Origin of the sequence: Flavisolibacter ginsengisoli DSM 18119 (genome assembly GCF_900129295.1) — a bacterium.
Classification (GTDB): Bacteria; Bacteroidota; Bacteroidia; order Chitinophagales; family Chitinophagaceae; genus Flavisolibacter; species Flavisolibacter ginsengisoli.
This window is the reverse complement of sequence record NZ_FQUU01000011.1, coordinates 1-21,215: the sequence shown is the minus strand read 5'-3', so window position 1 is coordinate 21,215 and position 21,215 is coordinate 1. Positions and strand designations below refer to the sequence as shown.

Below are 21,215 nucleotides of genomic sequence, written 5' to 3'. Positions count from 1 at the left end.
ACTGAGCAGTGCGTAGCAAAGATTGATTTAATGATCAGCTACCCGGAAGTTCTTTTTTAAATAATAGTCCTCAGAACTTTTACCAATAGCAATGGTATAGATGCCATTATAAAGCTTCCACTTATGACTGGACGCATCCCATTTTTGCAGTTCAGCCAGGGGAATGCTCAGGCTTAATTCCTTACTATCACCTTTTCTTATACTGACCTTTTTGAATGCCTTTAATTCTTTCAATGGCATGCGGTCCACTCTGGGATATTCCACATACACCTGCACCAGTTCATCACCATCCATGGCACCTGTATTCTTAATACTTAAGGAAACTACAATACTATCCCCAGGTGTATACTTTGCTTTCAGTGGTTTTTCCCAGGCATAGTCAAACGATGTATAACTCAGTCCATACCCAAAAGGATACAGCACCTTGCCATTATAGTAACGATAGGTACGACCCTGCATGTCATAGTTGTCATAAGCTGGAAGGTCATTGATGGAGGCGTAAAATGTAACAGGCAGATGACCGGATGGAGAAATTTTACCGAATAACAGGTCGGCCAGTGCGGTACCACCCTGTTCGCCTAGGTACCATGCGTAAATAATGGCATCTGCATACGGGGCTATGGCCGAAACATCTACTGCGCTGCCTGCAGTGATCACTGCGATGATGGGTTTATTGTGCGCCTGGCGTAATGCCTTCATATAAGCAATTTCAGATGCAGGCAGGCTGATATTCTTTTTATCACCTCCTCCAGGGGCCAGGAAGGCATCACCTTCTTCCCCTTCATACACCGGCGTTAAACCTATTACTGCAATGGTGATATCTGCATTCCCGGCCGCCCAGGTTCCACCAAAATGCGTGGTATCGGTAAAGTCGCAACCCTGGTCATACTCCACCCTTGTTCCAGCTCCCACTTCTGCAATGATGCCTTCCACAAAATTTACGGACTGGCCGCTAAGGCCATGGTAATTGCCCAGCAACGCATCCAGGGAAGCTGCAGTCGGACCAACAACCATAATGCTGCTGTACTTCTTTCTATCAAGAGGCAACAGGTTGTGCTCATTTTTCAGCAATACCATGCTTTGCCCAGCCATCTTCCTGGTCAGTCCTGTATGATAAGCGTTACTGATACTATCAGCGCCATAGTGCGAATAAGGATTGGCGTTAGGGTCATCATAAAAACCCAACTTCACCTGGAGGCCCAATGTTATAGCCAGGACACTATCCACCTCTTTTTGTGTTACCAGGTTTTGTTGCAATGCCTTCATGGCATCATCCTGGAGCAGGTTGCTGCAATCCATGTTGACCCCTGCTTTAATAGCAGCGGCTGCCACCTCAACGCTGTTGGGTAATGTTTTATGTCTTGACCATATATCTTCCAGTGCCCAGCAATCCGTAACCGTCTGGCCTTTAAAGCCCCACTCCTTGCGCAATATTTGTTGCAGTAAGGTATTGCCCGTGCAGCAGGGTTCTCCGTTTACACGGTTGTATGCGCACATCACCGAGGCCACACCGGCATCCACTAATCTTTTGAAGGCATAGAGGTAAGTTTCCCTAAGGTCTTTTTCATCTACCAGGGCATTAAAGCTATGCCGGGTGGCTTCCGGCCCGCTGTGTACGGCAAAATGCTTAGCGCAGGCCGCAGTTTTTAAATGGTCCTTATCATTACCCTGCATTCCCCTCACAAAGGCAGTACCCATGGTAGCAGTTAAAAAAGGATCCTCGCCATAGGTTTCCTGCCCTCGTCCCCAACGCGGATCGCGGAAAATATTGATATTGGGCGACCAGAAGCTGAGTCCCATGTATTGCAGGCGCCTGTCCTGCTGAACCGCAAGGTTATACTTTGCCCTTGCCTCGGTGGAGATCGCATCGGCCACCTGTAGCATTAGTTCGTCGTTGAACGAGGCCGCCATGGCAATAGCCTGCGGAAATACCGTGGCCTTACCTGCCCTTGCCACACCATGCAACGCTTCATTCCACCAGTTGTAAGCAGGGATGCCCAGGCGGTCAACTGCCTGGCTGCGGAATCCGAGTACCGAGATCTTTTCTTCCGGTGTCAGTCTTGACAACAGATCGCTTACCCTTGCCTGTTGTGACAATGATGCCTGCCTGAATGGAAGAACAGGCTGCTGTGCCTTTGATGCATTGCCTGCAAATAATAACAGCAATAGCGCAAGCTTCGATAGTTTATAACAACTGGTGAACATGATGAATGATCTTTTTAATACACTTCTATAGCAGATAAAACCGGGCATGCTTTGGAATCCCTGATATTGATCCTGATCTTATTTGTTTCCACGGGATCTATCTTAAGAATGCGCTTATAGCCTATGGTAGTAGCGGAGGCCACTTCCTGCCAGGCATTGTCCTTCCAGGCCTCCACCGTAAATGCATTGACCCTTTGTCCCAACCTGATATACTCCTGTATCAATATGTACTTTACCCTTGTTTTCTTCCTTAACTGCAACTCCACGCTTGCCCTTGTCACCTTATCATCTGTAGCCCAATAACTTTGCCTGTTGCCATCGGTAAGGTTGGCCGCTGCAAACTGTTTGAGCATGCCCCTCGTATTACTGGCCTGGACCTTTGAGCCTGCTGCGAAGTTGGTCCCCAATTCTTTTTTTAAGAGCGCTGCAAAACCATCAAGGGCCTTCACATCAATTTCATTGAAAAGTCCCCTTTTGTCTGGCGGGATATTAAGCAACAATGTGGAGCCGCGTCCCACGGAGCTTAAGTAGATATCAAATAATTGTTCGGGCGTTTTTACCAGTGAGTCTTCAGTTTCGTGATAAAACCAGCCTGGCCTGATGGATACATCCGTTTCTGCAGGGACCCAATTTTTTCCATCCGGGCTACCAGTATTGAGCAGGGTTTCTATACCTGCCTTCCCGGCATACAAGGTATCAATGGAGATGGTATTCCAATTGGTTTCTCCGGCTACCCCTCTCTCATTGCCCACCCATCTTACACCCGGCCCGGCATCACTGAAAAAAATGATATTGGGCGCCATTTTGCGCACCATGTCTAACGTTGCGGGCCAACCGTAATAGCTGGCCCCATTGATCCTGCGCATTTCCCTGGCACCGCCATAATAGCCATCTCCGCCATTAGCGCCATCAAACCACATTTCAAATACAGGTCCATAGTTGTGTATCAGCTCTTTCAACTGTTTGCGGTAATAGGTAATGTAGGAAGGAGTGCCATAATCAGCCCTGTTGCGATCCCAGGGCGAAAGGTAGATGCCAAACTTCAATCCAGATACCCTGGCGGCATTACTTGTTTCCTTTACCAGGTCGCCCTTTCCTGCCTTATAGGGACTATTTTGAATAGCATGGTCCGTGTATTTTGAAGGCCAAAGGCAAAAGCCATCATGGTGCTTGCAGGTAAGGATGAGGCCTTTGAAGCCCGTTTGCTTTAATACCCTGGTCCACTGTTGCGGATCGCAGGCTGTGGGGTTGAACAGGGCCGGGCTTTCATCGCCATAACCCCATTCCTTACCCGTAAAGGTGTTGATGGTGAAATGTACAAAGGCATTCATTTCCATTTCGTGCCATTGCAATTGAGCGGCTGAGGGTACGGGTCCAACTGGTGCGGGTGGTGCTGCTTTTCTTGATTGTGCTGACAACCCGCTCCAGGTCAATACAAGGATACTACCTATCAAAATTGCTTTCCTGAATGTTTGGAGCATAAGTTTTAAAAAAGGTAAATATTTATAATGGGGTTCAAGTTAATGCATCCATGAACAAGTGATTGATACGTTCCTAATTCTTCGCCCGCGGGTCTCCTGCAAGGGACTCACGGGGAAGAAGCACTGAAAGATGAAAGTTAAAAGTTATTGGTTTTAATGATGCGGGAAAACATTACAATCCTGCAAATAATGCAGGAAGTTAATACCACTTAATCATAACATCATGATAAGCCGGAGTAAATGAACAATCAACATTGCCCGGGTAATGAATGGTCAACAAACCATTGTTATATTCATACCAGTACCAATAACCAGGGGTCGACTGGTTTGAAGTTTGCCCATCAGGTATCGTATCTAAACTATAAAATGACCCTATATAACCATTGTCAGCCGTACCCCAATAGTATTTCAAATAAACGTCGAATTTGGCACCTGGAGGCAACACGTTATTAAGGTTAGGTATCTTCATAACACATGATAAATTTCCATATAAACTATCCACCCTAATACTGTCAGTATACCTGCGAGTTACTATAACATCAATCGTATCCCTTGAACTTACACCTTTGTCATCGGTCACCTGCAGCGAAAATTGATAGTTGCCCAGGACTAACGAGCTAACGACTGTTTTGGATGAATCGACATTTTGAATAGTTGAAGAAGAAGGACCTGCAATCTTTTTCCATCGCCATTTCATTATTTGCCCGTCAGTGTCAGTTGAGGCAGTGCCATCCAGCAATATATTATCCTGTGGCAGGTAAATTACCTGGTCCGCTCCGGCAATAGCAATCGGTGGATGATTAATATTGTATGCAGTATTCACATTCAATTGAACTGTGTCCCTTGCACTTGCTCCTTTATCATCTGTTACCTGCAACTCAAACTGGTAAATTCCCTGCACCAATTGGTCTGCATTGGTGATGGCAGAGTCAGCATGATTTAACTGGCAGGCAGGCCCAGAAATTTTTGTCCATCGCCATGTTGTTATTGTTCCATCTGGATCGTATGACGCAGTGCCATTTAGTACAATGTTGGCAACAGGAAGTCTGATTACCTGGTCATTCCCGGCCACTGCCACAGGGGGCTTATTACCTTCAATACAACTTTTGCATGAAGTTTCTTTCCTACAGGATGAAATAATGATTGCTGTAGCAATTGCAACTAAAGCAAGTCTGGTTATCATGCATTTTAGTTAAGAGATATAAGATACAAAATTTGTATAATATTTAAAACAACTAATATAACAATCTGACTTGCAGCACTTAATTATAAAACATCCTCAAATCCCTTTGTTTCAACACCCTGGACCATAGTTTCAATATACATTCTTCGCCCGTGAGTCCCTTGCAGGAGACGCGAGGAAGAAAAGCGGCCAGTTTGGATCTATTACTTTTGGCCCGCCTGGGTCTTCACTGCCATAAAAGCTTCACATTTTCTGCATCGAAAGTACAGTCAATCATACTTCCCTGTTCAGGATCATCCTTACCTGGTCGCCTAATTTTTCCTTTGATGCCGTGGATAAGTAAAATGTTTCGTAATATGCTTTGATAAAAGCGGTCAAAGGTGTAGCAATCAGGGCACCAATCAATCCAAATGCACTTGCCATGGCAAGCATAACAAACAAAGTAGAAACCGGGTGCAGGTTCATGGTAGAAGACCGGATGCGTGGCATAACAAAATCACCCATGATCTCGTTCGTTGCCAGATAAAAGATAAGCACCCAAAGGGCTGTCATCGGAGCAATGGAAAGCGCTATCAGAACCGGTGGAACAGCCATTATGTAAAGGCCCAGTTTTGGAACCAATTCGGCAAACAGTGCTAATCCTGCCCACACCCAAACACCGGGAAGACCCATAAACGTAAGAAATATAAAAACTAAAATGGCTTCAAACAAACCCACCACCAGGTTCGACCACATCCAGCCTACCATCATTTGCGAAGCCTTTGCCAATGCCAGGGTTGCTTTTTGTCTTTTTTCCTTCGCAAAAAGTGTGAGGTAGGTTTCAATCAGTGGAGCAGGATTGATCAGCATATAAACTACAATGCTGAAAAAAACAATAAGCAGGAAAATGCCACCAATCAGTGAATAAGAAAAACTGCCTACACTGGTGATTACTTTACTAACCGAAGGCAGGTTTTCATTCAAAGCTGAATTATCCAATACTTTTTCCCTCAGGGAAGGATAATCTACCAACAAGGAAGCAACCTGCCGCTGTAGATCTGTTACGTATTTCGGGAGACCGGCCACTAATGAACTCACCTGCTCCAGGATACGTGGCACAACCAGCCAGCCCAGAAAAAACAAAAAGAGCATCATAGCAAAAAACACGAGTAAAGCTGCCCCGGTTCTTGAAACTTTTTTAGAAACCAGCCACATGGTGGGAGCATTTAAAATAAGGGTGAGCACAACTGCAAGAAAGAATAGGAATAGAATACTTATAACCTCCTTTGCGAACCACAGTCCTAAAATTACAAAAGCAGCAATTAAGATGAGGCGCACTCCATTTTTATACCTGCTTTCTGCCGTATTGTTGTTCATAGACCATTTGTTTTTCTCTTCTTCACTCCCGGTGTTGTTGAATGGAAATTACAGCTTTCAACCCAGAACATTTATATCCTTATAGTCCAACCGGGGTCTTCACTGCCCTGGCTTTAGTGTAGGGCGACCCCGGGGTACTTCAGGACGGAGGGGCATGCTTTAAAGATAAGGCTCAATGTAAGTCCCGGGGTCTCTCCGCCCTTGCCATGGCCATGGGAAAAGACCCCAGGCGGACGACAGACCCCCGTATTACAATAGTGGTTTTATCAACGCTTTATTCTAAAAGCTTTTCTAGAATCTTTTTCCCGTTCTCATTCGCGGGATTTAATTTGACTGACTCCTGATACATTTTAATGGCCTCTGCTTTTTGCCCGGCGGCTAAAAGCGCTTCGGCATAACTATCATAAGCATTCCAACTCCCTGGAAACAAATCAACATTTGTTTTCAGTGTTTCAACGGCTTGTCTATTCAAATGTCTTTCGGGCAAATGGTAAGGGTTATTGTTTCCCATAAAGTCATACCCCAGGGAATTCATCTCATCTTCGCTCAGATAATAATTAACCGTGTCTCTTTTTAAAGTTTCCAAACTTTCTTTGGCAGCAATTGCACCTTTACTGAGCAAAATATTTCCATACACTTTCGCAATGCTTTTTTTAGGCGTATCAACTTTTTTGCCATTTAAAAGCATCATTACTTTTGAAGCATTGTCATGGGCATTAAAATGCGTGTTGTCAAATAAGATCACTGTCTGGTGTTTGGTGATATTTCTTAAAATATTGGAACTTAGACCCATGGCAGCACCGCTATGGTAAACTAATTTGCCTAATGAAGTATCTTTTTCAATTTCCCATCCTAATCCAAATTCATCGGCATTATTTTCACCACTATTTAATTTCACCGGCACAAATGCTTCTTCCAATGTTTGTTGCTTTAGTAATTGGTTGCTGTATAAAGCATTGTCAAATTTCCATAGATCCCGCATGGTGCTTGTATAATCGCCAAAACCGTTAAAACCATACGAATGCCAATATGCCCTTACATAGGGAATAGAATTGGATTTTACAGGTTTGGCATCATAGAGGTGCAAATACACATGTGGAAATGCATAATTTTTGATTTGGGCCCTGTTAAATTGTTCAGGTAATGGAAAAAACGAGGTTTCATTCATACCTGCACGTTGAAGTATATTTTTTTCGATATAGGCTTTATAAGGTATTCCAGTAAGCTTTTCAACAATCAAAGCCAGTACAATAAAGTTGATGTTGTCATAATTACCTTTTTCGCCGGGTTGGTAAATTAAAGGTTGTTTGTTTGCAACAATTCCGGGAATGAAATCCTTGTTTGTGAAGACTTTCGAAGGGTCTTCCCTTTTGTATTGATCAAAATAAGCATTGTAAGGCGGCAATCCGGAAGTATGCGAAAGCAAATGCCTGAGGGTTATTTCAGGATATGGAAAATCAGGGAGATATTGAATAACGGGGTCGGTAATTTTCAATAAACCTTTTTCTATTAACTGGAGAATGGCTGTTGCTGTCAGGAGTTTTGAAATACTTGCTATAGGGAATGAGATGTTGGGCGTATTTGGTGTTTTCGTTGTATAGTCTGCATACCCGAAAGATTTTTCATAAACAATTTTATTTTCTTCAATCACCAAAACGTTTCCGCTGAATTGTTGATTTTTAACTAATGCCAGGAAGTAATCGTCTATTGTCTTTTGCTTAGATTGGCCAAAGACGGATTGTGCAATGAAAATCGAAAAGAAAAAATTGATTACGTTTTTAATCATGCCTTTTATAACGTGTTTGCTTTGTAAAAAGTGCAGGGACATAATAAAATACTGGAACATTCTCAATAGTCCACCCGGGGTCTTCACTGCCTGGGTTTTCTGCGTAGGGAGACCCCGGGATACTACAAGACTAAGGGGCATGGTTTAAAGATAAGGCTCAATCTAATCCCGGGGTCTCTCCGCCTTTTGCACAAGGCTATGGGAGAAGACGGACACCAGGAAAGACATCATTTTATTGTTCGCTGAAGTATCATTTTTCAGTTCACCCGGGGTCTTCACTGCCTGGGCTTGTGCGTAGAGAGATCCCGGAATTACTAGAAAACGAAGGGGCAATGGTAGAAAGATATTGCTTAATGTAATCCCGGAGTCTCTCCGCCTTTTGCACAAGGCTATGGGAGAAGACCCCAGGCGGACGCCAGAAACATTTTATTGTTTACTGAGGGATCATTTTGCCGTACCTGCCGACTGATTGGTCATACCAGATAAAACTTGTTTCTGTTAGTGAAATAACATTTGATGTAAAAGTGCCCATTACATTTGTCACTTCTGTTTGAGTTTCCCCATTTAGAAACTTCCATGTTCCACTAAGAGTTGTTCCGTTTTCTGTGGTCTCCTGGTAAGTACCATCGGCGTTATACCTGACCTTATTTAAGGAGAGGTCCATTGAGTTATTTGCTTTTCCTTTTTTATACGCTACTAATGTGCTGGCTTGATTATAGTTAGTGAAATATTCATCATATACCCAGGTTTTTGAGGTCAATAACTCTGTTTTTGTTTTGGTGGTAATACTACTATCCTTTTCTTTTTTGCAAGAGGTAGCGCCGATAAGTAAAAAAAGAAAAAATAAGAAGTAAGAAATTGTTTTCATAAATAAGGCTGGTTTAATTCTGCTAAATAAGGATTTTTTTTCATAACTGCTACTTTTCCTTGGATTGAACAACAAAGAACTCATTTCATTCTTTGTGCTTTGGTTTCCGCTCCGTACCTGCGAAACGCAATGGATTGTACTTTCCCCTTTTTGTCGCTTACAAAAGCTACCACACCCACGCCGCCTTCGTTAAAGAAACCGGTGTCTGGCTGGCAGAAAAAAACATTGTTTGAAAGTGGCAAAAGTTCAAATTTATTTGTGTTAGTGTTTTCATGAATAAACAGTTTGTTATTCTCCCGGGAAATGGAAAAAACCAGGGCAGGCATCACCTGGTACTGCCCGATATAACGGTCGTATTTTATCGGAATAGTGTTTACGGCTTTCCTTGCCAGGGGGTAAAATGTTTCATGTGAGGCTAATAGCAACCAGGAACCGTCTTTCTGAATATAGATGTCTGTTTTTCTCAAATCCTGCACGTCATTGTGTTGATTTCCCCACCATTCGTGTTCTTTTATTTTATAGGACATGACCGCAACGTTGCTGTCTTTGATTACATGCACGTCCTCAAATTGAAACACATCTTTGTATCCCTGGGTAGGTGGTCCAAATCCCTTCATCACATCTACTTTGGTTATTACCTTTCCTGTTGGTGTAGCAATGATGTAACTGTTTGCCACATAACGCGACCAGATGCTGGTATCACCTAAGTCAAAGGCTTCAATCCTTTTATATGCCAGTTGCGAGAGTTCTCTGGCAAAAACGGTATCTGCTTTATCCTGAGATTGTGCAGTTCCTAAAAAGTGAATCAGCAACCAAGAAGTCGAAAAAAAAATCTTTTTCATGCCATTAATTTAGATGTAGCTCGTTGTAACATTATTCCTAATCGCTAATGCAGGGATTTACACCCCAACGCACTAACGGTTCCTGAAAATCTCCCATCACACAGATCTTCTTTTAGTTTATTCGAAGTCTTCACTGCCTGGGCTTATGCATATGGAGATCCCGGGATTACTACTAAACGAAGGAGTATGGTTTAAAGATACGGCTCAAATGCAATCCCGGGGTCTCTCCGCCTTTCGCACAAGGCCATGGGAGAAGTCCCCAGGCGGACACCTGGAAACACATCATTTTATTGTTTACTGAGGTATCATTTTACAGTCCACCCGGGACTTCACTGCCTTAGCCTTGGCGTAGGGAAACCCAGGATTACTATAAACAATGATTTTCATTAGACAGATCTATATAATCGTTCATTTCTGCAATGAATAACTTTTGCTAGCCGCCAACGAACTTAATTATTTAAAAATCCAAATTAATGAAGGACTAATAAAATACCGGAACGTTATTAAATGAACCGTTTTTAATTATTACTGAGCCTGGGGTACCGTAAATATTATCGGGGTATCCCGGGCTTATCGCTGGTGTAAGCTGGCCGGAAAAATTTCCACTTATATGTCCATCCGTATAGGATGTAACAGTAAAGTTCATATTATCACCTGGATTATACACATATTGAGGCTTGCCTTCGAAACTGGTAACATACATGGGGCCATAATAACTTGTGTATTTGTAATTCCCAACTATTAGACTATCAGTGTGAAAAGTAAAAACAATTTCTCCGAAACTGCTTATGCCACTAAGAATATAGCCACCCGATTTTTCACAATATAATGTGGGACTACCAGCGAGCTGGTGGTCAGCATCCTTAACTGAGATTGAGACAGGATTACCATTGATTTCATAACTTAAAGTAGCAGTAGTGGTTTGTTTGATGCTGGTAACACCAAGCATAGAATCAGCGATGGATTGCTTATAGCAGGAGGACAAAACCAAAGTTGTAGCGGCAATGGTGAGGTAAAACTTCATAGTCATTATATGGTCACGGTGTAGTTTAATAATTGGTGTCTCTTTTTCCAAAAGAGATAAATCTTGATATTCCCAGGCTTATAAAATTATTAGAGCCCCCATGAGCGATTACTGTTTCATATCGAAGGTTCAAATCAAAAGGTGCACTCCCGATTGTAAATAAGTAGCCTGTTCCTCCTGCCAATACCACACCATGATATTTTAGGTCTATGTCATTGCCATCATTTGGCAACGAGGTTATTCCAACCAGGCTGTAGCCAATTTGGGGTTCAATATATAATCCCTGGCCGGTCCCATTCAATGTATACCTGTAACCGGCTACCAATGGACACATGATAGTACCGTAATCCATTCCATAACCTTTCAGGGGAAAAATATTAGCGCTTAATTCCATTGTGATATCAGCTGCGTCTGAGACAGGCACCCCGGTTTTAATAAATGCGCCAAACCCCATTGAATAATCCTTAGTGTTGTTCCCAACTAACTTCATTGCACCAATTTGGGCATTTGCCTGCAACATTAAAAAAAACACGAGGAAAGCTGTTAGTGATCCTTTACCCATAAACTTGTAAGCTTTGAATGGGTCAAATGTAATACCCAGGCTTTGTTATTGCAACCCTTATTAAAGGTGTATTCAAGCACTTTTTGTCCGCGAGTTTCCTTGCGTACCCTTGAAAGTCAAAGTAACTTTATGAGAACAACCGGCTATCTCTTTACATCGAGCGATGTTGGTTACTATCAGAGTTCTTTAACACTAAATACATCGCCTACCCAGTTGCGCTTTGTCACGGCTCCGCTTGTTTCTTTGGTCACGAACAATACTGTATACTTTTCGTAGGCGTTCGGGTCTTTTAAATTGTTTTTGACACTGGCTGCAATTGATTTCTCAAGGGATTTCCTTTCGTTGTCCCCTTTAGGGACATTTGTCCCATTGGTAATGGCTACCTCTAATTCAGTACTTGTCTTACCATTCGAAGTGATTTCCTTTCCGGCAAGATTGATGTGTTCAGCACGAACCATGCTTGTCAACTCCTTTTCAACTTTGCCAGAGTCAATAAAAATCGGGTCTTTCATCCGGGTAGTGGTTAGTGTACAACTTGCTAAAAGTGCAGTTAGGCCGAAGAGCAGGTGGCATTTGGTTTTCATCAATGTCATTTAAGTTGTTTTGGTTAGGAACATTTTTATGAGCTAAACTTAGCGAATATTTTCCTTCGATTGCAGCTAACAAACAAAGTGTTTACTATGTGGCAGTATTAGCATTCCTGCTGCTCATTTGCCTTGTTGCGTATTGGTGAAAGCTGCATTTTTACACTGTACTTTACTCTCTAAATGTTAGGCTTATGTAATCCTTCTTGCTTAAATTCAACAATTGGCCCAGCATCTTATTATTCGGATACAATTCCGTAAGTCTCCGGAATTCCTCACGGCCCTCTCGCTCCTGGCCAATAAGAATTAATGACAATGCCCTGTTAATACTATTTGATTCAGACTGTTTTGTTTTATTGGGGTCCGCGATTCTTCTTTCAAATATTTCAATACTTGTTTTGTAAAATGCCGGTGCATGCAGCGTATCTCCAATTTTGTCACTCAGCATGCCTGCTATAACCCATGCTTCTGCCAAATCGGGCTTTATAACTAAGACCTTCTTTGTCTCAATCAGTGCTTTTCTATAATTCTTTAATGTACAGTAAATAGCGCCTTTGTTGCTATACGCGATATAATAGCTTGAATCCAGTTCAATTGCTTTGTCTAAGTAAAAGAGTGCGCTATCATAATTTTGAAATTGTAGGTAATCTGCAGCCTTATTGTTCAATTCTATAGCTTTAGGAGTGCAATTCATTTTATTTCCCTGCCCGTAGCACTGCGTAAGAAAAAAAGATGAGTAAACAAACAGTTTTAAAATAATACTTGACATTGAATAGTTAACTAAAATTCTCATAGATCTTGAAGTAAAAGTTTGCTAGCTATCAATAGCTACACCTACTGCAATATCACCTTCAAAAATCACATTAAGTGATATTTTCTTCCTCCGCGAGTCTCCTGAAAGGGACTCGCGGATTTATAAGTACATATTCTCCCAATCCAGAACTTCTTCATAATGCGTCACTTCACAAAATCTTTGTTTCCTCTTAAAGTAGAATAAACAGGAAGAATGAATATAAGCTTCATTGTCTTTCGCTAGCATCCACTTTCCCTTTACAGGATTATCATGAATGTAATTAAGTTTTTGCAACAAGAACTTTTCCGTCCTGCATTCCTTTATATCAAAACCTGGTTTCCATATCTCATGCTTCTTTCCTCTTGATCTGTCTTTTGGGTTCTACTCCTGAGGTTAACAGATTCAACAATTCATTTTCTTTTTTCTGCTGTAGTTTATTGACTATATCATATGCCAGGAACCTCTTTCCATTACCTATTATGGTATTTAGTTTTTTAGAAGTGTTCCTATAATTAATTAGAAGATGTAAATGATTGGGCATGATCACATAGCCAACAATATCATTCCCTTCCTTTTTTATTACTTCAAAGAATTTATATACTTCATCATAGGCATCAGCAGTATCAATTAATGGAAGCCAGTTATGACAGGTAAATGTTATGAAGTATACACCTTTTGATGTAACTAAGGTTTCAATAGACATTGTTCAATTTACGTCATCAAACTGAAACCCGCGAGTCCCTTTCAGGAGACTCGCTGGAGAAGAATACAAACGAAAGCCGTAAAAATAATTAGCTTATCCAATGAACCTTGATCCATCCATTTCCCCATAGGTCAGCGCAGGAGTACCTTGCTTCTCCAGGCTCTACCCTATTCTTAATGAGTGCTTCCCCTGGACTTTCTCCTTCGCACCGCTTATTTCTTAGGCTTCACTACTGTTGTATCAGTAACCAGTGTAGGCACATGATACCCACCGGTATCAATCAATACACCGGGAAATATCTTTTGCAAGGCTGTCCATTCATTGCCTTTGATTCCTGTTTGATAGAGGTAGATGGTCTTCAATTCTTTTAAACCCCTTAATTGTTTCAGGCCATTGAAGCTTACACTCGTACCTACCAGGTTCAGGTATTGCAACCGTTCCAGCTTTTGCAGGGACGTTATTCCTTTATCAGTAACCTGGGTATGATCCAAATACAGTTTCCTGAGACCAGCCATGCCGGACAGTAAAGAAACACCCGCATCAGTCACAGGCGCATCACTGAGCTTCAGTACGATCAACTGCTTTTTTAATGGCAATAACAAAGACAGGTCCTTATCATTTACCTTGCCGGCAGAAATAAAATTCACGGAGAGGTAATTACTGTTTTGCGCAATAGGTAACACCACTACGCCCCTGTTTTTCAGTGCTTCTATTGCTTTCGGGTCAGCTGCTTCCACCGGGGTTTCCGGTGCATCTGTTTCAGCGCCGGGGGTTGCAGGCTGTTGTAAAGCCGCCAGCACGCTTTTAACTTTTTCAGGTTGCTCCAGGTCCTTTACTTTTTTGCTGAATGGAGCACCCTGCTGCACCCACCAATGCAGGAGCGCAATTTGATCTTTGGTCAACTGCGGCTTTTGCTTTGGCGGCATATGGTCGTCATTGTCTTTTGGCAACAGCAATCTTTTGATCAACTCACTTTCCTCAGCCTTCCCTTTCACCAGCACCTCGCCCTTCTTCCCTCCCTTCAATATAGCTTCCGGGCTGTCCAGGCGAAGTTTGCCTTTTTGCTTTTTGTCGCCATGGCAGTCATAACAGCGTGCCTGCAGCAAGGGCCGCACCATATCGTTGTATACCTGTGCTTCCTGGATATTGCCCGCAGGCATCACTACCGGTGCAGGTGCTTTTTCAGCTTCGGTTGCGCCAGACAGGTAGCCTTCACCATGTGTGAGCGTACCTCCCAAATGTCCTGTGATGATGATCAAAACCAGCAACAGCACACTGCTAGCCTTATAAAGGGCATCTAAACGGCCGCTGAATATCCTTGAGGCCACCAGTAAGGAAACGGCAGTAACGGCAATGCCACCCCACATGTGCAGCGAAACGATAGTGCCATCGTACGAACCATTGTTTGACAATAAAAAACCGGTGATACAGGAAACCAGGGCAGCACCGATACCTAACAGCCAGATCAACTTCAGGACAGGGCTGGAAACGGCATATTTTTCTTTACGCGAAAGCTGTTGCAGCAACAATGCCAGCAACAAGATGCCAATGGGCAAATGCACAAGCACGGGGTGAAAACGTCCAATAAATTCTGAAACAGAAAGGAGCACGGAAATGGATTTTAAGCAGTCAAATAACGTTTACGTAACAAATGCATCATGTGAACATTAATGCCCCACTGGTCGGCTAATGGCTGACGGGTGTAGGGCGTTGTAGGCATATAATCTGGTGGGCCAAACTCGGTTAATATAGTGATCCTGCCTCCTTCTTTCTTCTTGCGTGCTATTACGGTATCCCACCAGGCCAGGTGTGCTTTCACGGCTGCTTCCCATTCAGGTGCACGTGGATCATTCACCTGCGGACCTTCGGCATGCCCGATGCGGGCATGAATATGTTCTGTTCTTTCCAGGGTCAGCTTTAATGTCTCCGGCTGGTCCTCCAGCAACGACTCGCTCACGTTGCACCAGTGCGACACATCAAAGGTGATCTTCAACCCGCTATTCTTTTCCAAAAACTTGCGGGCTACCGGTGCAGCAAACAGCATTCTTGACCTGTGTGTTTCATGGCAGATCAATAACCCGGTGTTCTTAGAAACCTGCAGGGTATGATCGATCAGCGCCTGGTTCTCTTCAAAAGAAAAATAATCCTTACCGGAGTGGCAATTGATGTACAGGGGACGATGCCTGCTGGCGGCAGCATCTGTCACCGCTTTTTTAAAATCAGCCGCATGCTCTTTATAATTACTTTGGTAAGCGCCACATAGGAAACCCACTTCAAGCTGGTATTTTTCCAGCAGACCGAATAATTCATCCTGTGCCTGCTTTTCTTTTGGCCACCACAGCTCGATGCCATCATACCCTTCTTTTTTTACTTTGGTACAATACTCCTCCAGGCTGCCTGGAAAGCCCCAATTGGTGGCGAGTATCTTTAAGTCGAAGTTGTTTCCGGCAGCAAAATCAGGCTGGTTGCCTGCGGCTAGTATATCTAATGATGAAAGCATAAGTGCGGTTGTTGCTGAAGCAGTTGTTTTAATAAAATCTCTCCTGTGTTGTATCATGCTGGTGTCGAAAATAATGTTTATTGAATTGCCTCTTTCAATTGGGGTTGATGAACGGGTTTTTTGTATCCTCTAAAGAATATCAGGCAATGATCTCCTGTATCACTTTCCCATGAACATCGGTTAGCCTGAATGGTCTGCCCTGGAACTGGTACGTAAACTTCTCATGGTCAAAACCCAACTGGTTGAGGATGGTGGCCTGTATATCAAACGCAGTTACTTTACCGCTTATGGAACTATACCCGATATTATCAGTCTCGCCATAACTGGTTCCTTTGCGAATGCCACCACCGGCCATCCAGATGGTAAAAGCTTCGGTGTGGTGGTCTCTACCCTTGAATGGATTTTGCTTGCCTTCCCTGTTCTCCATCATGGGTGTACGACCAAATTCTCCACCCCATACCACCAATGTATCTTCGAGTAGGCCTCGCTGTTTGAGGTCAAGTATCAGGGCTGTAACTGCCTTGTCCGTCTGGCGGCATTTGTTGATCAGGCCCACATCTATAGAGAGTGACTGATCAGTGCCGTGGCTGTCCCAGCCCCAGTCAAATAATTGTACAAAGCGCACTCCTTTTTCTACCAGCTTTCTTGCCAGCAGCACATTGTTGGCAAAATGCGCTTCACCGGGTTTGGTGCCGTACATATCATGAATATATTGTGGTTCCTTAGTGATGTCCATAACTTTCGGCACAGACATCTGCATGCGGTAAGCCATTTCGTATTGCGATATACGGGAAAGAATTTCAGGATCGTTATACTCCTGGTACTCTTCTTCATTGACCTTGTTAATGGCATTGATGGAAGCTTTGCGAAGGTCACGGTCCATGCCTTTGGGATCGTTGATAAACAATACAGGATCACCTTCACTGCGGCATTGCACGCCCTGGTAAACAGAAGGCAGGAACCCGCTGCCCCAAACGCTTTTGCCGGCATCGGGAAATTTACCGCCGGAGGTGAGCACCACAAAACCCGGCAGGTTCTGGTTTTCTGTACCAAGACCATAAGTTACCCAGGAACCCATGCTGGGTCTTCCAAGGCGTGGCCCACCGGTATGCATCAGCAACTGCGCAGGTGCATGGTTGAACTGGTCGGTGGTGACAGCCTTTAAAAAAGAGATCTCGTCCACTATGCCTGAGAGGTGCGGCAGGTTGTCGCTGATCCAGACACCGCTTTGTCCATATTGTGCAAACCTGGCCTGTGGACCCAGCATCTTGGGAACGCCGCGTATGAAAGCGAAGCGCTTGCCTTCCAGTAATGAAGGCGGACAATCCTGCCCGTCAAGCTTCATTAATTCTGGTTTATAGTCAAACAATTCCAGTTGTGAGGGAGCGCCTGCCATATGCAGGTAAATAACGCTTTTTGCTTTAGCCGCGAATTGGGGCAGCTTAGGTAACAATGGATGTGCAGGATCAAATAAATTAGCTGCAGGCGCACCGGAACCACCCAGGCCACAGGATTGCAGCAGGGAGCCCAATGCCAGTGAGCCAAAGCCAAAAGCACAATCCTTTAAAAAATGCCGCCGTGTGTGCAGGCGTGCGGAAGCTTCCCGGGCTTCATTCAACAATCGCTGCGCGTGCAATTCTTTTTGTGTCATGCGTTTTATTTCGTTCCAGTTAAGTGTACTACAAATAAATTTATATCAGGCGATTCAACTCTTGGTGACCAGTTCATCCAGGTTCAGGATGGCATTGGCAACCACCACCAGCGCTGCCGTTCCAGGATCATTGTGTTCATTATTCGTTCCTATCATTTCACAGGTCTTGTCCTTATCTTTTGTAAAAGCCTGCAAGGCGGTGGCATATAATTCCATCAGTGCTTTTAATTTTCCGGGAGCTATGGGCTTGTACATGGCCAGCTCATATCCTTTATTGATAAGGTCCTCTGCATTCCTGGATTTAGCTTCGCGCTGCATGCGGTAGGCAAAATACCGGGAGGCCTCCAGGTAAACAGAATCATTCAGTGTAACAAGAGCCTGTAAAGGCGTGTTGGTGCGTATGCGCCGCGGCATGCACACTTCCCTGCCTACCCCGTCAAAACTGATCATCGATGGATAGGGCGCAGTTCTTTTCCAGAAAGTATAGATGGCCCTTCGGTATTGGTCCTCTCCTTCACTCCTGGTCCAGGTATAACCATTCCATGGCGACATCCAGATGCCTGCAGGCTGCCAGGGCATTACACTTGGTCCATACATTTTAGGACTTAGCAAACCACTCACTGCCAGGGCCTGGTCCCGGACCTGCTCAGCCGAAAAACGCACACGTGGTCCCCTTGCATAGAATTTATTCAGCGGATCTTTTTCAAGGGCTTCTTTCGACACCCTGGAATCCTGTGTGTAGGTGGCAGAAAGCACCAATTCTTTCAATAGTTTTTTGATGCTCCAGTTGTACCGGTTCATAAACTGCCAGGCAAGGTAATCGAGCAATTGGCGGTGCGTAGGCTCGGCACCCTGTGTACCCATATCCTCCAGTGTTTCCACCAGGCCAGTACCAAACAACTGTTCCCATAAGCGATTGACCATGGTGCGTGCGGTCAATGGATTTCTTTTATCGGTAAGCCATTGCGCCAATCCAAGGCGGTTGTTAGGTGCTCCTTTAGGAAGAGCACCTAATGACTTAGGAACGGCAGGTTTCACTTCATCACCTTTTACCAGCCAGTTGCCCCGCTCAAAAACATAAGTGTGCCGGAACATTTCAGGAGGGTTGTCAACCATTATGGGTGTGACAGGAATATTTTTAGCACTCAGTACCTGCCAAAAGTTCTTATTGGTAGAATCATATCCCGGTAGTGACTGACCGGGCAAGGGCCTGGTAAAATAAAACCAGTCGAACATGATACCGCTTGCCTTTGGATCTTTCAGGGAAGGGTTGTTGTAAATAAAGTACAGGTCATGTGTACCCTGCACCTGCGTAAAAGGAAGTTTAACGAGCTCCCAATCCTTTGTAGGTTTTATGGAGGTTGACAACAATACAGGGCCATTGACATTATCAAGCCTGATGGTTATTGTGCCGCCTGGTACAAAGCCTATATAGCGGTAAATGAGTTCTGATCTTCTGTCAAGTACAACATTTTTCAAACGTGCACTCGATGGAGTGCGCATGGCCAGCCATTTGGTATCATTCAATTCACTGTTGATAAAATGGTCCGTGGTCAAAGAGTTGTAGGTGGGCTCCCATGTCTTCAGGAAGCGGTATGTTTTTGCAGCTTCGCCCTTAAAGCCTTTTTCCCTCAGCCAGTTTACCACTGCAACAAGTTTTGCACTATCGCTTCCAGAAAAATGCCTGAGCAGCGGGTAATCGGCCTCGGTATCTTCATCACGGCTGTTGTTAAAGAAGGCCATGAATTTGTAGTACTCATCATGCTTAAATGGATCGTAAGGGTGGCTGTGGCATTGCACACAGGCAAAGGTGGTGCCCATCAGGGCTTCCCAGGTTGTATTCACACGGTCAACAATAGCCGCAGTTCTGAATTCCTCGTTATCCGTGCCACCTTCATCATTGGTCATGGTATTGCGGTGAAAGGCGGTGGCAATGAACTGATCATCGGTGGCATTAGGTAGCAGGTCACCGGCTATCTGCTCGGTTAGGAATTCATTATAAGGCTTGTCTGCATTAAAAGCTTTGATCAGCCAGTCGCGATAGTGCCAGATGTCACGGTTGGCATCCCGCTCATAACCTTTGGTATCCGCATAGCGGGCCAGGTCCATCCACATGGCTGTCCACCGTTCGCCATAAGCCGGAGAAGCCAGTAATGAATCAACCAGGTTTTCATAGGACTTTCGTGAATTGTCTTGCAGGAACTGTTGTGCCAGGTGATCAGATGGTGGCAAACCCGTAAGGTCCATACTCACCCTCCTTAACAGGGTAGGCTTTTCCGTTACAGGCGATGGATCGAGTTTCCTTTGCTGCAACTGGTCGTAAATAAAATAATCGATATCATTTTTTACCCATGCCGGTTTGGATGGAGAGAATAAACCAAAGAAAGACGTAGAAGGCTTTGGAAGGGCCACTTCCTGAACCGGAACATAGGCCCAGTGCTCGCCCCACTGAGCTCCCTGTTTGATCCATTCCGTAAGGATATTGATCTCCTGTTCACTCAATGGCTCCGAATGGTAAGGCATACGTTCTTCCGGATCTTTAGAATGAATGCGACGAACCAATTCACTTGCATTTGGGTCTCCCGGCACAATAGGGTATTTACCCGATTCCGCTTTGGCTAGTGCCTCATCCCTGAATAAAAGGCTGAAGCCTGATTTCTGCCGCACGCCGCCATGGCAGGTGATGCATTTCTTATTGAGAATGGGTTTTACCTCGGTGCTGAAGTCGATCTTAGCAGAAGGCTTAAACAACCACCATGCACCCACTCCCATCACAACAATAGCAGCGATCATCAATTTTTGAAGAGAAAAAAACTTCATATAACCTTGGGCATTGAAAGGGATTTATAACCGGTATGTCCATACACTCACTTAAACGGCTCTTCTGAATGATAATAAACTTGCTACAAATTAAGATTACACATTGATATTTCGTTAGTTTCCAACTGAAAAGGATTGAAAAAATGGAATTACCGACTTCAATTCTCCTCACCGGCATAAACCAAAAACAATAATATAGAAGCCACTGCCCGCCAGGTGGTGTAGTATGAATTAACCCCGATACCGGTTCCATAGGTTATCCTATCTAATACCCATGTATGTCTATACACTTTATCAAAAGTTGATTTTTAAGCCCTTCCTCCCTGTGGTTGATCAACCAGTTATTCCAATGCATAAAGAGCTTTTTATATGAAAGGTTTCATTCCCAGGTAAAGACTAACCAAATGGGGGGATGTCCCGAAGATATCCCGAGGATATCCCGAGGATAAGCCGACGATAAGCCGACTCTTATAGAGTCGGGATATCCTCGGGACATCTATGGTTTATGTATGGGATAAGATTGGGTTTATGTAGGTAGTGTTTAGATAACTGTGTAAAGGGATAGTGAGGCACAGCAGTTGGGTGATTAGGATTACCTCAGCTGCTGTTGCCGGACGATATTAGTTAACTTTAAAACACAGTTGTTTTTATGGAAGTCAGCGAACAATTAAAGCTTTTGCTCAAAGAGCAGGTAAAGCGGCAATCCAGCGCTGGTGGCATCAGCGATTTATTGCAACAAGTCTTTAAAGAAGCTATCCAGGAGATGCTTCAGGCAGAAATGGACAATCATGTAGGCTATGAAAAGCATGCTCCTGATGCCTGTGAGTATCCCAATAGCCGCAACGGAACCAGCTCAA

General features: G+C 44.0%; 17 protein-coding genes. 1 reads left to right on the top strand and 16 read right to left on the bottom strand.

Annotated features, from left to right (window positions below; translation table 11 throughout):
- Window positions 1-27: 27 nt before the first annotated feature.
- The 16 genes from BUA53_RS13040 to BUA53_RS12965 all read right to left on the bottom strand — a co-directional run bounded on the left by BUA53_RS13040 (window position 28) and on the right by BUA53_RS12965 (window position 20,358).
- A complete protein-coding gene (locus BUA53_RS13040; RefSeq protein ID WP_072835953.1) occupies window positions 28-2,205 on the bottom strand; it encodes a glycoside hydrolase family 3 N-terminal domain-containing protein in 2,178 nt (725 codons plus the stop codon).
- A 14-nt stretch (window positions 2,206-2,219) separates the two neighbouring features.
- Window positions 2,220-3,686 (bottom strand): alpha-L-fucosidase, encoded by a 1,467-nt coding sequence (locus tag BUA53_RS13035; RefSeq protein WP_072835830.1) that lies wholly within the window; start codon window positions 3,684-3,686, stop codon window positions 2,220-2,222.
- Window positions 3,687-3,885: 199 nt separating this feature from the next.
- A complete protein-coding gene (locus BUA53_RS13030; RefSeq protein WP_072835829.1) occupies window positions 3,886-4,869 on the bottom strand; it encodes a PKD domain-containing protein in 984 nt (327 codons plus the stop codon).
- A gap of 273 nt (window positions 4,870-5,142) precedes the next feature.
- Complete coding sequence (locus BUA53_RS13025; protein ID WP_072835828.1) at window positions 5,143-6,225, bottom strand: AI-2E family transporter; 1,083 nt, start codon at window positions 6,223-6,225, stop codon at window positions 5,143-5,145.
- Between the two features lie 274 nt (window positions 6,226-6,499).
- Entirely contained in the window at window positions 6,500-8,152 is a 1,653-nt protein-coding gene (locus tag BUA53_RS13020; protein WP_084080059.1) for a serine hydrolase domain-containing protein, read from the bottom strand.
- A gap of 292 nt (window positions 8,153-8,444) precedes the next feature.
- On the bottom strand, window positions 8,445-8,879 hold the full coding sequence (locus BUA53_RS13015; protein WP_139256433.1) for a hypothetical protein: 435 nt from the start codon (window positions 8,877-8,879) through the stop codon (window positions 8,445-8,447).
- Between the two features lie 80 nt (window positions 8,880-8,959).
- Window positions 8,960-9,721 (bottom strand): nuclear transport factor 2 family protein, encoded by a 762-nt coding sequence (locus BUA53_RS13010; RefSeq protein ID WP_072835825.1) that lies wholly within the window; start codon window positions 9,719-9,721, stop codon window positions 8,960-8,962.
- A 481-nt stretch (window positions 9,722-10,202) separates the two neighbouring features.
- Window positions 10,203-10,745 (bottom strand): hypothetical protein, encoded by a 543-nt coding sequence (locus tag BUA53_RS13005; protein WP_139256432.1) that lies wholly within the window; start codon window positions 10,743-10,745, stop codon window positions 10,203-10,205.
- Window positions 10,746-10,770: 25 nt separating this feature from the next.
- On the bottom strand, window positions 10,771-11,235 hold the full coding sequence (locus tag BUA53_RS13000; RefSeq protein ID WP_139256431.1) for a hypothetical protein: 465 nt from the start codon (window positions 11,233-11,235) through the stop codon (window positions 10,771-10,773).
- 248 nt (window positions 11,236-11,483) lie between these two features.
- On the bottom strand, window positions 11,484-11,900 hold the full coding sequence (locus BUA53_RS12995) for a hypothetical protein (protein ID WP_072835822.1): 417 nt from the start codon (window positions 11,898-11,900) through the stop codon (window positions 11,484-11,486).
- A 163-nt stretch (window positions 11,901-12,063) separates the two neighbouring features.
- Window positions 12,064-12,585 carry a tetratricopeptide repeat protein gene (locus tag BUA53_RS12990; protein ID WP_217652995.1) on the bottom strand — a complete coding sequence of 174 codons (522 nt, stop codon included), beginning with the start codon at window positions 12,583-12,585 and terminating at the stop codon, window positions 12,064-12,066.
- Window positions 12,586-13,030: 445 nt separating this feature from the next.
- On the bottom strand, window positions 13,031-13,387 hold the full coding sequence (locus BUA53_RS12985) for a transposase (protein WP_072835820.1): 357 nt from the start codon (window positions 13,385-13,387) through the stop codon (window positions 13,031-13,033).
- A 212-nt stretch (window positions 13,388-13,599) separates the two neighbouring features.
- Window positions 13,600-14,997: a c-type cytochrome domain-containing protein gene (locus BUA53_RS12980; protein ID WP_072835819.1), complete on the bottom strand. Its 1,398-nt coding sequence runs from the start codon at window positions 14,995-14,997 to the stop codon at window positions 13,600-13,602.
- Window positions 14,998-15,008: 11 nt separating this feature from the next.
- Complete coding sequence (locus BUA53_RS12975; RefSeq protein ID WP_245793117.1) at window positions 15,009-15,887, bottom strand: sugar phosphate isomerase/epimerase family protein; 879 nt, start codon at window positions 15,885-15,887, stop codon at window positions 15,009-15,011.
- Between the two features lie 139 nt (window positions 15,888-16,026).
- Window positions 16,027-17,538 (bottom strand): DUF1501 domain-containing protein, encoded by a 1,512-nt coding sequence (locus tag BUA53_RS12970; RefSeq protein WP_072835817.1) that lies wholly within the window; start codon window positions 17,536-17,538, stop codon window positions 16,027-16,029.
- Between the two features lie 54 nt (window positions 17,539-17,592).
- Window positions 17,593-20,358, bottom strand: a complete 2,766-nt coding sequence (locus tag BUA53_RS12965; RefSeq protein ID WP_217652994.1) for a DUF1553 domain-containing protein — start codon at window positions 20,356-20,358, stop codon at window positions 17,593-17,595.
- 649 nt (window positions 20,359-21,007) lie between these two features.
- Between BUA53_RS12965 and BUA53_RS12960 the strand changes: the two genes are divergently transcribed.
- The coding region (locus BUA53_RS12960) for a transposase (RefSeq protein ID WP_175546076.1) at window positions 21,008-21,215 on the top strand (208 nt) is incomplete at its 3' end.